The organism is Vibrio chagasii (assembly GCA_041879415.1).
Lineage (GTDB): Bacteria > Pseudomonadota > Gammaproteobacteria > Enterobacterales > Vibrionaceae > Vibrio.
Genome location: CP090853.1, coordinates 31,396 through 44,050, shown reverse-complemented (window position 1 = coordinate 44,050; position 12,655 = coordinate 31,396). Strand labels below are relative to the sequence as shown.

13 protein-coding genes and 1 riboswitch are annotated in these 12,655 nt (G+C 46.1%); of the genes, 8 read left to right on the top strand and 5 right to left on the bottom strand.

Going from position 1 to position 12,655, the window contains the following annotated elements; all coding sequences use genetic code 11:
- Positions 1-49 precede the first annotated feature (49 nt).
- Positions 50-406: a gamma-glutamylcyclotransferase gene (locus L0991_22315; GenBank protein XGB65514.1), complete on the top strand. Its 357-nt coding sequence runs from the start codon at positions 50-52 to the stop codon at positions 404-406.
- 81 nt (positions 407-487) lie between these two features.
- The gene (locus L0991_22310) at positions 488-844 is read left to right on the top strand and encodes a DUF2799 domain-containing protein (protein ID XGB65513.1); all 357 of its coding nucleotides are present in this window, start codon (positions 488-490) and stop codon (positions 842-844) included.
- Positions 845-936: 92 nt separating this feature from the next.
- Here the strand turns inward: L0991_22310 and fbp are convergent, their stop codons facing one another.
- On the bottom strand, positions 937-1,947 hold the full coding sequence (fbp, locus tag L0991_22305; protein XGB65512.1) for a class 1 fructose-bisphosphatase: 1,011 nt from the start codon (positions 1,945-1,947) through the stop codon (positions 937-939).
- 271 nt (positions 1,948-2,218) lie between these two features.
- On the opposite strand from fbp, the gene mpl reads away from it, so the two are divergent.
- The 5 genes from mpl (at position 2,219) to thiQ (ending at position 7,841) form a co-directional block, all read left to right on the top strand.
- Complete coding sequence (gene mpl, locus L0991_22300) at positions 2,219-3,577, top strand: UDP-N-acetylmuramate:L-alanyl-gamma-D-glutamyl-meso-diaminopimelate ligase (protein XGB65511.1); 1,359 nt, start codon at positions 2,219-2,221, stop codon at positions 3,575-3,577.
- Between the two features lie 38 nt (positions 3,578-3,615).
- The gene (locus tag L0991_22295; protein ID XGB65510.1) at positions 3,616-4,239 is read left to right on the top strand and encodes a UbiX family flavin prenyltransferase; all 624 of its coding nucleotides are present in this window, start codon (positions 3,616-3,618) and stop codon (positions 4,237-4,239) included.
- Positions 4,240-4,282: 43 nt separating this feature from the next.
- Positions 4,283-4,402, top strand: a riboswitch (TPP riboswitch).
- 53 nt (positions 4,403-4,455) lie between these two features.
- Complete coding sequence (gene thiB, locus L0991_22290) at positions 4,456-5,448, top strand: thiamine ABC transporter substrate binding subunit (protein ID XGB65509.1); 993 nt, start codon at positions 4,456-4,458, stop codon at positions 5,446-5,448.
- Positions 5,449-5,530: 82 nt separating this feature from the next.
- Complete coding sequence (gene thiP, locus L0991_22285; GenBank protein ID XGB65508.1) at positions 5,531-7,126, top strand: thiamine/thiamine pyrophosphate ABC transporter permease ThiP; 1,596 nt, start codon at positions 5,531-5,533, stop codon at positions 7,124-7,126.
- A 10-nt stretch (positions 7,127-7,136) separates the two neighbouring features.
- On the top strand, positions 7,137-7,841 hold the full coding sequence (thiQ, locus tag L0991_22280; GenBank protein XGB65707.1) for a thiamine ABC transporter ATP-binding protein: 705 nt from the start codon (positions 7,137-7,139) through the stop codon (positions 7,839-7,841).
- A gap of 78 nt (positions 7,842-7,919) precedes the next feature.
- On the opposite strand, the gene L0991_22275 is transcribed toward thiQ, so the two are convergent.
- The gene (locus tag L0991_22275) at positions 7,920-8,444 is read right to left on the bottom strand and encodes a ribosome-associated protein (protein XGB65507.1); all 525 of its coding nucleotides are present in this window, start codon (positions 8,442-8,444) and stop codon (positions 7,920-7,922) included.
- Positions 8,445-8,562: 118 nt separating this feature from the next.
- On the opposite strand from L0991_22275, the gene pmbA reads away from it, so the two are divergent.
- Positions 8,563-9,906, top strand: coding sequence for a metalloprotease PmbA (gene pmbA, locus L0991_22270; protein XGB65506.1), 1,344 nt, complete (start codon positions 8,563-8,565; stop codon positions 9,904-9,906).
- Positions 9,907-10,001: 95 nt separating this feature from the next.
- On the opposite strand, the gene mgtE is transcribed toward pmbA, so the two are convergent.
- From mgtE to rapZ, 3 genes are all read right to left on the bottom strand, one after another.
- On the bottom strand, positions 10,002-11,357 hold the full coding sequence (gene mgtE / locus L0991_22265; protein XGB65505.1) for a magnesium transporter: 1,356 nt from the start codon (positions 11,355-11,357) through the stop codon (positions 10,002-10,004).
- 148 nt (positions 11,358-11,505) lie between these two features.
- Positions 11,506-11,781 carry an HPr family phosphocarrier protein gene (locus L0991_22260; protein ID XGB65504.1) on the bottom strand — a complete coding sequence of 92 codons (276 nt, stop codon included), beginning with the start codon at positions 11,779-11,781 and terminating at the stop codon, positions 11,506-11,508.
- A 3-nt stretch (positions 11,782-11,784) separates the two neighbouring features.
- Positions 11,785-12,654, bottom strand: a complete 870-nt coding sequence (gene rapZ, locus L0991_22255; protein XGB65503.1) for an RNase adapter RapZ — start codon at positions 12,652-12,654, stop codon at positions 11,785-11,787.
- Position 12,655 lies beyond the last annotated feature (1 nt).

The window sequence follows — 12,655 nt, the reverse complement described above, 5'->3', positions numbered from 1 at the left end:
ACATCAGCCATTCATTACCGTGCTCGTGTGAATGGCGTGTGGAGGATTTATGAAGCATCTTGTTTTTGTCTATGGAACCTTGAGACAAGGCCAATCTAATCACCATTATTTAAAGGGCTGTAAATCACTAGGTAGGTTTGATACTCCAAAGGAATACGCGCTTTTTGACCTAGATGCTTATCCCGCGATGATTTTTGGAAATAAAAGTGTCGCTGGGGAGGTCTATATGATTAACGACGAAGTTTTGGAGTCGCTCGATCGGCTAGAAGATGTGCCTGTCGAGTATCGTCGCGAGCAAATAGAGACTATATTTGGATTAGCATGGGTATATTTGTATCAGCTTGATCTAACAGCTAATAAAGAAATACTTTCGGGTGACTGGTGTAAGCGGAACAACCCGCTATAGTAAATGAACTACTGAAAGCATTCTGACGTAATAGCTAGAAGTCTTAATGTACAGGCTAGTCTTTTCCATCAGGAGGAAATTATGAAATATCTATTATTGGTGCTATCAGTAATGTTATTTGGTTGTGCGCAAACTCCGCCACCAACGTCTATGAACACAACCGATTGGCAGAGTTTTGGTGAAGAAATGGCACTCAAAGGAAAAACCAAGCAGACGGAAGCTAGCTTGGCAGAAGCTGCCTCGTCACCGTCAATTGACGCTAATTTGTATGCCGCTTATGACCAAGGTTATGAGGTTGGTAAGGCGCAATACTGTTCTCAGAACCCAAGAGCTTTAGGACGCCGCGGTGAGACTTATCTTGGTATTTGTGATGATATCGATAAGTGGTTCCGCTTCAACTACGAGAGAGGCGCGGAGTCGAAATTTGATATTCGATAACCCAGTGGTTGATTAACTCGATGAACAACAAAAAGCCAGCATTTCGATGCTGGCTTTTTTAATGAAGTTAAGTTGAGGAAGAAACGAGAGGGTTAGTCTGGGTTCTGCTCAAGAAACTCTTCGACTTTACGAACCATATTCTTAGAGCCAACGAAGAAAGGTACACGTTGGTGTAGCTCAGTTGGTTTGATGTCCATGATACGTTGTACACCATCAGAAGCGATACCGCCTGCTTGCTCCATGATGAAGGCAATAGGGTTGCACTCATAAAGCAAACGCAGTTTACCTTGAGGGTGGCTCTCTGTACTTGGGTATAAGTAGATGCCGCCTTTTAGTAGGTTGCGGTGGAAATCTGATACAAGAGAACCAATGTAACGTGACGTGTAAGGGCGGTTATCACTTGGCTCGCTCTCTTGGCAGTACTTGATGTACTTCTTCACACCGGTTGGGAAGCGAATGTAGTTACCTTCGTTGATCGAGTAGATCTTACCTTCGTCTGGAATCATCATGTTTTCATGAGATAGACAGAAAGTACCCAGAGATGGGTCGTAGGTGAAACCATTTACGCCAGCACCAGTTGTGTAAACCAGCATGGTTGAAGAGCCGTAAATCACGTAACCGGCAGCTACCTGTTTGTGACCTGGTTGTAGGAAGTCTTCTTGAGTCGGTGGAGTTCCGATTGGAGACACACGGCGGTAGATAGAGAAAATCGTACCAACCGATACGTTTACATCGATATTTGAAGAGCCATCTAGTGGATCCATCAGCACGACGTATTTTGCGTTTTTGTTGAGCTCTTTATTGAAGGCAACGGCTTCGTCTTCTTCTTCACTTGCTACACCACAAACTTGGTCACGAGCTTCTAGAGCCGCTTTAAATTTGTCGTTCGCATAAAGGTCTAGCTTCTGCTGCTCTTCACCTTGAACGTTGTCTGTACCAACAGCGCCAGTAATGTCGACAAGACCTGCTTTGTTGATTTCACGGTTAACAATTTTTGCAGCAAGACGAATTGATGACAAAAGGGATGATAGATCACCACTTGCATGGGGGAAGTCACTCTGTTTCTCAACAATGAACTCACCAAGGGTGCGCATCTCAGACATGTTATTTCCTTAAACTTCTCTGAATATTAGGGGGGATTTGAGCACCATAGAATTTGCCTCTTAAGTGGGCTTTATTCATCTAGACGCTTACCTAAATTCTAAGGCTTAGATCTTTTTAATGGTAATGAACTAAGCGACACAGATCTCACTTACTATGTCGACTCAATTTGTTTTGCATTGCCGCTCGCTTTTAATCTTCATTTAATGATAATGAGTACAAGCCGTTTTAATTAGGCACTGTTTATATTAGCCAAGCGTTTGGAAGCAATTTATGCATATTCATATCTTAGGAATTTGTGGCACCTTCATGGGCGGTGCTGCGGTATTGGCTCGTCAATTAGGTCACAAGGTTACCGGTAGTGACGCGAATGTTTATCCTCCAATGAGTACTTTGTTGGAGTCGCAAGGGATTGAAATTATTGAAGGGTTCGACCCAAGCCAACTAGAGCCTAGGCCTGACCTGGTGGTTATCGGTAATGCGATGAGCCGCGGTAACCCATGTGTTGAGTATGTCTTGGATAACAACCTTAGATACACATCTGGCCCACAATGGCTGCAAGAGTTCTTGCTGCACGACCGCTGGGTTCTTGCGGTGTCCGGTACTCACGGTAAAACCACGACATCCAGCATGCTAGCTTGGATCTTGGAAGATTGCGGTTATGCTCCCGGCTTTTTAGTTGGTGGGGTATTGGGTAACTTTGGTATATCTGCTCGCTTGGGTGAAAGCATGTTCTTCGTCGTAGAAGCTGACGAATACGACAGTGCTTTTTTCGACAAACGCTCTAAGTTCGTTCATTACCATCCAAGAACCTTGGTAATGAATAACCTTGAGTTCGATCATGCCGACATTTTTGACGATCTTGAAGCGATCAAACGTCAATTCCACCATTTAGTGCGAACTGTGCCAGGCAATGGTCGTATTTTCTCACCTAAGCAAGATACCGCTATTCAAGATGTTCTATCACGTGGCTGCTGGAGTGAGACAGAATCGAGTGGCGAAGCTGGCGATTGGGATGCCAAAAAGCGAGTTAAAGATGGCTCTCAATTTGAAGTTTACTTCCAAGGTGAGTGTGTAGGTACGGTAGATTGGGACCTGGTTGGTGATCACAACGTCAACAATGCTCTTATGGCGATTGCTGCGGCAAGGCATGTGGGTGTGACGCCAGATTTAGCGTGCGAATCGTTAGCGAAATTCATCAATACTAAACGTCGTCTAGAGTTTAAAGGCGAGGTTGCTGGTGTGTCTGTTTATGATGATTTTGCCCATCACCCAACGGCGATTGAACTTACGCTCGGTGGTTTACGTAATAAGGTCGACTCGAAAAAAATCATTGCCGTTTTAGAGCCTCGTTCCGCCACCATGAAGCGTGGTGTGCATAAAGAAACCTTGGCTGATTCGCTCAAACAAGCGGATTCCACCTACTTATTCCAACCGGACAACATTGATTGGTCGGTACAGGATGTCGCAGATGCTTGTCATCAGCCTGCACATGTTAGTGATGATATGGATGTATTTGTTGCTAAAATTGTCTCAGAGGCGCAAGCGGGCGACCAAATTCTGGTAATGAGTAATGGTGGCTTTGGTGGTATTCACCAGAAATTGTTGGATGCGTTAGCCCTTAAAGGTTAATCCAATCCACGACTTTATAATTTGAAGTAACTGAGAACATGACAAAACACGATAAAGCGATAACTCTTGCCTTCACTGGCGCATCTGGTGCGCCTTACGGACTGCGCTTGCTTGAATGCTTGCTGGCAGCAGACTATCAAGTCTACCTGCTAATTTCGTCGGCAGCACGAGTGGTGTTGGCAACAGAGCATGAGCTCAAGTTACCTGCTGGGCCGGATGCGGCAAAGCAAGCCTTGGTTAAGCACTTGGGCTGCGATCCAGAAAAGCTAGTGGTGTGCGGTAAAGATGACTGGTTCTCTCCAGTTGCATCAGGATCTGCAGCGCCGAAGCAGATGGTGGTTTGCCCATGTTCTGCGGGCAGTTTGGCATCCATTGCTCATGGGTTATCGGATAACCTGATTGAGCGCGCAGCAGATGTGGTGATGAAAGAGCGAGGTCAGCTGTTATTGGTGGTTCGTGAAACGCCATTCTCAACGCTACATCTAGAGAACATGCACAAGCTATCGACGATGGGCGTGACCATCATGCCAGCCGCTCCAGGTTTTTATCATCAACCTAAGTCAATAGAAGACCTGGTCGATTTCATGGTGGCGCGCATTCTGGACCATCTAGGTATTGACCAAGGTTTAGTGCCTAGATGGGGCTACGATCAACGTAATTGATCCAAACTTGATAGCTTATTGTTAAAAATCGAATTACAATTCCGGACACTCATCGGGGAGCAAACCATTCAAATAGTGAATGCGAGCTGAGATCAAGCAGGAGCTTGGGACCCGTAAACCTGAACCAGATAATGCTGGCGTAGGAATTGAGTTAGGAACAACCTCTATCGTTCTCCTCCCTCAAACCTGTGCCGCTCAGACCATGGAGAGCGTCCAGTGAAATTCACATTAACTACCCTTGCTGTTACTACAGCTATCTCTTTTTCTGCCTTTGCTGCAGACGATACGTTAACCGTATACACCTATGACTCTTTTGCTGCGGATTGGGGCCCTCGTCCTGCCGTAGAGAAAGCATTTGAAGAAAAGTGTGGCTGTGATGTGAATTTTGTCGCGCTCGAAGATGGCGTATCTATTCTTAACCGTTTACGTCTTGAAGGTGGCAACAGCAAAGCTGACATTGTTCTGGGCTTAGACAACAACCTGATGGCTGAAGCGAAAGCAACTGGCTTACTGGCTGAGCACAATGTTGATACATCATCGGTAACACTGCCAAATGGTTGGGACGATAATACATTTGTCCCGTACGACTTTGGCTACTTCGCTTTTGTCTACAACACAGAGAAGCTAGCAAATCCACCGAAAAGTCTGAAAGAGTTGGTTGAGCAACGTGAAGACCTGAAGGTTATCTACCAAGATCCACGTACATCAACACCTGGCCAAGGCATGATGCTTTGGATGAAGTCGGTATACGGTGATGAAGCGACAGCGGCGTGGAAGAAGCTAGCTCAGAAAACGGTGACGGTAACGAAAGGCTGGTCTGAAGCTTACTCTATGTTCCTAGAGGGTGAATCTGATCTAGTATTGTCTTACACCACTTCTCCGGCTTACCACATCATTGCAGAGAACGATTCTAAGTACGCAGCTGCTAACTTTGAAGAGGGGCATTACACTCAAGTGGAAGTCGCAGCAAAGGTCAAAGGCAGTAAGAATGAAAAGCTTGCTGATGAGTTTATGGCGTTTATCCTAAGTGATGAATTCCAATCGGCGATGCCAACAGGTAACTGGATGTACCCTGTGACAGATGTTGAGCTACCTAAAGGTTTCGAACAACTGACGGTACCTCAGCAAGCGTTAAGCTTTAGCTCTGAAGAGATCGCCGAGAAGCGTAAGCCTTGGATTCGTGAATGGCAGAGTGCACTTACTTTTTAATTTACTTTTAAAAGAATGAACGACCTGTATTTAAAGCCATTCTTTATGTTTGGAATGGACTTTTTACGGTAATAATCAATTTATGATAAAGAAAACGCCTAAGGTCGGTATTTGGGTCGCGATACTCATTACCGCCTTCGTGGTTTCAGCAGTAGGGGCATTGCTTAGCAATGCCCCTTCTCTTGATATCAGCCAAGTATGGTCCGATCCCTACTATTGGCATGTAACGAAGTTCAGTTTTTATCAAGCGACACTCTCAACGGTGCTGAGTGTTGGCTTTGCTATACCTGTTGCACACGCTTTGTGCCGCAGACAGTTCTTTGGACGAGCGCTACTGTTAAGGCTCTTTGCGTCGACCTTGGTTCTGCCTGTATTAGTCGGCGTCTTTGGCTTACTGGCTATTTACGGCAACAGTGGTTGGTTAGCTAAGTTCTTGGCGAACTTCGACATTGAGTTACCATTTTCGATTTATGGCCTGAATGGTATTTTGTTGGCACACGTCTTCTTCAATCTGCCTTATTCCTGTCGCTTACTTCTGCAAGCGTTAGATACCGTACCTGCTGAGCAGCACAAGTTATGCGCACATTTAGGCATGAGTCATTGGAACAAATTCAGGTGGGTTGAATGGCCTCGCTTAAGGCAACAGTTACCTCATGTATGTGGCTTAGTCTTCATGCTGTGCTTTACCAGTTTTGCTACCGTGATGGCGCTAGGCGGTGGCCCTAAATCAACCACTATCGAGCTTGCTATTTATCAGGCGATTAAATTTGACTTTGATCTGCAAGCTGGGGCTTTGCTGGCGATATGGCAAATGCTGTTGTGCGGCGTGTTAGCGGTGAGTATCCAGCGCCTGTCTAAGCCTATCTCAGTGACCGCAAGTCAGCTGTCGGAAGATAAGTATTTGGTTAAGGACAGCTGGTGGTCAAAAGCTTGGGATAGCTTTTGGATCATCATGGTATCAATACTCGTATTACCGCCACTGTTGATGGTGCTTGTTAGTGGTATTAACGCTCAAGCCTTGACAGTGCTGGTCAGTGAGCCGTTTTGGGCGGCGTTGATGACTTCGGTAAGAGTCGCTTTATTGGCGAGTGTTATTGCAGTCGGTATAGGTATCGCGATATTACTCACCAGTCGTGCATGGCGCTTACAAAACAAGACGATCAGAGCTGATAAGATCGAGTTGATCGGCACTATTATCTTGGTGACGCCGGGATTAGTGATCAGCACAGGTATTTTCTTATTGTTACGTTCATTTACCGATGTGTTCAGCTTGGCTTTCTTTATTGTGATTGCCGTAAATAGCCTAATGGCGCTGCCTTATGTGATTAAGACACTTGCCCAACCTATGTTGCATTTGTCTCAGCAATATCAATATGTGTGTGCCAGTTTAGGTATGACCGGCTTTACTCGCTTTAGGTTAGTGGAGTGGCGTGCACTGCGTAAACCGATGGCGCAGGCTTTCTCTATCAGCTTTATGTTGGCGATGGGCGATCTGAGCGCGATTGCTTTGTTTGGTAGCCAAGACTTTAGAACCTTGCCTTTGTATCTATTCCAATTGTTAGGTAGCTATCAAATGGAAGCTGCGGCAGTGGTGTCAGTGAGTCTATTGTTGTTGAGTGTTGGCAGCTTTAGCCTTATTGAATTTTTGTTTACTCGAAGCTCAAAGCTAAAGAGTTAAGGAACCGATGATGTTAGTGATGAAAGATGTGGATTACCACTATCACCAAGAGTTGTTTAGTTTTGATTTCCAAGCAGAGCAGGGCGATATTGTTGCCTTGATGGGACCAAGTGGTGCGGGTAAGTCAACTCTGCTCGCTTTAGTGGCGGGCTTTATTGAGCCGACATCTGGAGAGATTTCTGTTGCTGGGGAATCGCTGATTGGTAAAGAAGCGCATCAGCGCCCATTGGCAATGCTGTTTCAAGAGCATAACCTGTTTGCTCATCTCACGGTGCGTGAAAATATTGGCTTAGGGTTACACCCAGGCTTAAAGCTTACTGCAACCCAAAAGCAAGCGGTGGAGCAAGCGGCTGCCCAAGTTGGCGTCGCTGAGTATTTGGATAGGTTGCCTGAACAGTTATCTGGTGGTCAGCGTCAGCGTGTCGCATTAGCACGTTGTTTCGTTCAACCTCACGACATCTGGTTACTTGATGAACCTTTCTCGGCGCTGGATCCATTATTACGAGAAGAGATGCTTTGCCTTGTGAAGCGGTTAGCAGCAGAACGCAATATTACTGTTTTGATGGTGACGCACCATTTAGGTGATGCGCGTAGTATTGCGAATAAGTTTGTGTTCGTCGCGTTAGGTAAGGTGTTAGTCGAGGACTCGATAGAAATGCTAACTGTTGACCATCCGCAGTCAGAGTTGAGCTCATTTGTAAGAGCTGGCGAGTAGCACTCAATTACCAACAGAATCAAAAAAGACCTAGCGTGTGCTAGGTCTTTTTTTGGTAACTGATAAAGCGATGACGGATTAGTCCTCTTGTTTTAGCTCTTTCAGGATTTGGAAGATCTCACGGAAAGCCTTTGCTGGCTTGTTTGCTTTCTTCTCTTTGTTAGCTTGGCGAGCCAGTTGACGAAGGCGTTGACGGTCTGCTTCAGGGTACATTTCCATGACTTCTGAAATAGCAGCATCACCTTCTTCAACGATACGGTCACGCAGTTGCTCAAGCTTGTGCAGCTCTGCTGTTGCTTGTGAGTGCTTGTTACGGACCTTATCCAAAGCCGCTTGAATCGGCTCTGGGTCGATGTTACGCATGATCTTACCAATGTATTGAAGCTGGCGACGTTTTGCTTCGTTCTTAAAGCGTTGTGCGTCTTTAATCGCGAGTGCCAAATCTTCAGACAGAGGGAATTTCTCTAATACTGATGGCTTTAGGGTAACAAGTTCTTCCCCTAGTTTCTGTAGGGCTTCCATGTCCGTTTTCATTTCGGTTTTACTTACCCAGATGATTTCTTCTTCTGGTTCCCATGGAGCTTTTTGGTTTTTGCGAGCCATCTTTTCTGCCTATGTCACTATCTCAAACGAATATATTGCCTATTTTAGCAAGAATCTTGGGGAGAAAGCGAAATTCTTGTTATCCTACGTAATATTGACCTACAAAATTAGAATAGATATGGATGTAAAACAGCAAGTCGCCCAGCAAAGAGTTGATCTAGAAGCCGCAGTTGCAAAAGCGTTGGACATGGCCTCTGTGAGTGCCGACGCCGCTGAGGTCGCTATTACTAAGTCAACGGGTTTGAGTGTTTCAACACGCATGTGTGAAGTGGAAAACGTTGAATTTAATAGTGATGGTGCGCTAGGCATTACTGTTTATCGCGGCCAGAAAAAAGGCAGTGCATCTACATCTGATCTGAGTGAAAAAGCGATTGCTCAAACCGTCGCAGCGGCACTTGATATCGCTCAGTATACTTCAGAAGACCCGTTCGCTGGTCCTGCAGCAAAAGAATACATGGTGAAAGAGATTCCAGACTTGGACCTTTTCCACCCTGATGAACCAAACCCAGACTACGCGACTGAGATAGCGATTGCAGCTGAGAAACAGGCACTATCTTACAGCGATAAAATCAAACAAAGTGATGGCGCAAGCTACGACAGCCACTACGGTGTTAAGGTCTATGGTAATAGCCATGGTTTACTAGCAAGTTATGCATCAAGCCGCCATAGCACGAGCTGTTGTGTGATTGGTCAGGGTACTAACGGTGAAATGGAGCGTGACTACAGCTATACCGTAGCACGTCACCGTGACGAGCTATGGACGCCTGAGCGAGTGGGTCAAGAAGCAGCAGAAAAGACCATTAGCCGCTTAGATGCGAAAAAGCTAGCAACAGGTCAATACCCGATCATGTTCGCCAATGATGTAGCGACTGGTCTTATTGGTCACCTAGTGATGGCGATCAGTGGTGGTAACCTATACCGCAAAGCGTCTTTCCTATTGGATCATCTAGGTCAGAAAATCTTGCCGGATTGGTTCAACATCTCTGAGCGCCCTCATATCTTACGCGGTTTGGCGTCGAGCCCATTTGATAGTGAAGGTGTGCTTACTCAAGATCGTGAAATCATCACTGATGGTGTACTCGCCACTTACCTACTAACGAGTTACGCAGCACGTAAAATGGATATGACTCCGACGGGACATGCTGGTGGTATTCATAACTGGTTCGTGAAATCGACAGGCCAAAACTTTGAGCAGATGCTTAAAGAGTTGGGCACTGGTTTCCTCGTAACTGAAGTGATGGGCCAAGGCGTGAATACTGTAACGGGTGATTACTCTCGTGGTGCGGCAGGTTTCTGGGTTGAGAATGGAGAAATTCAATACCCAGTATCGGAAGTGACGATCGCGGGTAACCTAAAAGACATGTTCAATCAGATCGTTGCAGTCGGTAACGACGTTGAAACACGCTCGCAAATTCAAACGGGTTCTATCCTGCTTGAGTCTATGAAAGTGGCAGGCGAGTAATTCACTTAACGCCATATTGATGAACTAAAAAAGGGAGCCGATGGCTCCCTTTTTGTATGCAGTGTTTCGCTGTTAAAGCGGTTTATGACTGCAACTTAGATAAGTATGGTCGCTAAGCCTAAGAATACTGATAGGCCAATAACATCGGTTACTGTTGTGAGTGCCATACCACCGGCTAAGGCTGGGTCGATATTCATCTTCTTCAGCATTACTGGAATGGTTACACCGGCAATACCAGCCACTATCAAGTTGGTCATCATTGCTGCTGAGATGATGCCTCCCAGTATCCAGTTGCCTTTCCAAGCTACCACAATACCACCAATGATAACGGCCCATAGAACGCCGTTGAGGAAGCCGATAGCCGCTTCTTTGAATAGTAGTTCGCGTTTGTTACTGTCACCGATGTGACCAAGTGCTAAACCACGAATCACTAGAGCAACGGTTTGGTTACCAGCAACACCACCCATCGACGGTACAATCGTCATCAGAACCGCAATCGCAGCCATTTGGTCGAGCGTTGCTTCAAACATGTTGGAAACAGATGCGGCAGCAAGCGCTGCTAGAACGTTAGCACCAAGCCATACGCTACGACGACGAGCCGATTTTACGACTGGTGCGAAGGTATCTTCGTCATCATCCATACCCGCCATACTCATCATTGAGTGTTCGGCATCTTCACGGATAACATCAACCACGTCATCGATGGTGATACGACCAACGAGATGTTGGTTGCTGTCGACAACCGGTGCTGAAACCCAGTTACGACGTTCAAATAGGCTCGCGATATCTGACGCACTGGTTTCTACGGAGATGGCTTCATCTGCATCGTCCATCACTTCTGAAACGGCAATATCAGGCTGAGTCGTAATCAGTGTCGTCAGTGACAAGTTACCAATCAGACGCTCTTCTTCGTCAATGACATACAGAGCATCGGTTGCATCAGGCAGTTCGCCACGCATACGCAAATAACGCAGTACAACATCAACATCGACATCACCACGAATCGTGATTACGTCGGTATTCATGATCGCACCGGCAGAATCTTCTGGGTACGACAGGGCGGTTTCAACTAGTGCACGATCGGCGGAGTCCATTTGAGAAAGGACTTCGCGAGAAACATCGTCAGGTAGGCTTCGAAGTACGTACGCGACGTCATCCGTTTCCATGCCCTCGGTCGCCTCGGCCAAGGTCTCTGGCGCCATTTTTGACACAAGAGCATCTTTGACGTCTTCGTTTAGTTCATCAAGAATTTCACCGTAGTCTTCTGGATCGGTGAGTTGCCAGAGTACGTCACGACTTTTGCGAGGGGAGGCTTCTAAAAGGTGTGCAATATCCTCAGGCTCCATGTCCTGAAGTTGTCGGCGTACGTGTACAAATCGGCCGTTTTCTAGGGCTTCGCTGACTTCTTGGAGGGTTTGGTGAGCTTGGTCGAATTCTAATTGCTCTGCCATATTTTCCTCCTATCTCATTATTCTTACAATGCTTGGAATAGTAACTTAATTCTAGGGCTTATTTAAATCATAAACTTAGGTAGAACTAAGATTTAATATAGGTTGGTTCACCGTTTGAGTTTGCGGCGTTACGAGTTAAGCGTCTTGGCTACTCACCCTCATCAAATTTATCTTCGATAAGGTGGCAAACGGCATCAAGTGCTTGTTGTGAATCAGTACCCGAAGCTTGAATCGTGATGTGTTGGCCTTGTGCCGATTCCAGCATCAATAGTCCCATCACGCTGTCTGCGGTGGCAGTTTTATCTTCTTCACTATGAATTGTGATAGTGGCATCAAAGCTTTGGGCAAGCTCAACCAACTTTACGGCCGCTCTAGCGTGAAGACCCAAGCGGTTTTGGATCAGTACAGTTCGAGTTAATTCCATGGGTTAGCCCTGTTGGTGCTTCTCTAGAGAGGCATGTCTGATTTGAACTTGATGACCAAGTTGTTCGAAGTATTCGCCAATTTTCTGCGTTAGATACACCGAGCGGTGTTTACCACCAGTACAACCAATGGCTACCGTTAGGTAACTGCGATTGTTTTTCTCTAACATTGGCAGCCACTGTTCAACAAAGCCTTGAATCTGTTGCTTGAGTTCAATTACTTCCTGATGTTGTTCAAGGAAGGAGTGAATTGGGGCATCAAGGCCTGTCATTGGTCGTAAGTCAGGTTCCCAATGAGGGTTTGGTAAGAAGCGAACGTCAAACACGTAGTCGGCATCGCTTGGTAGACCAAATTTAAAGCCGAAAGATTGAAAGACGATGATCAGCTCTTGCTTCTCTTTGCCTTCGACTTTAAAGCGCACTTTTTCACTCAACTCGTAGAGGTTGCAGTCACTGCTATCAATCACAATGCTGGCTTGTCCTGCTAGAGGGCTGAGAAGTGTCTTTTCTAAATCAATTGCCTGTTCCAGAGAGAGTTTCTCCTGGCCAATTGATAAAGGGTGTATTCTGCGGGTTTCGCTGTAGCGCTTGAGGAGCGTCTGCTTACTGGCATCGAGGAACAATACATCAACATCGATGTTGGTAGCGGACTCGAGTTGCTCAAGCGTGTCGGTGACTAACTGAGGCTCTTTCGGTAGGTTACGTATATCAATGCTTACCGCAACGTTTTGGTTGCTTTCGCGTACCGATTCGACAAAGTTGTTGAGCAGGTTTACCGGCAGATTATCGACACAGTAATACCCCAAGTCTTCTAAGACTCGTAACGCAACACTTTTACCGGCCCCTGATTGGCCACTAACCACGATTAATCGCATT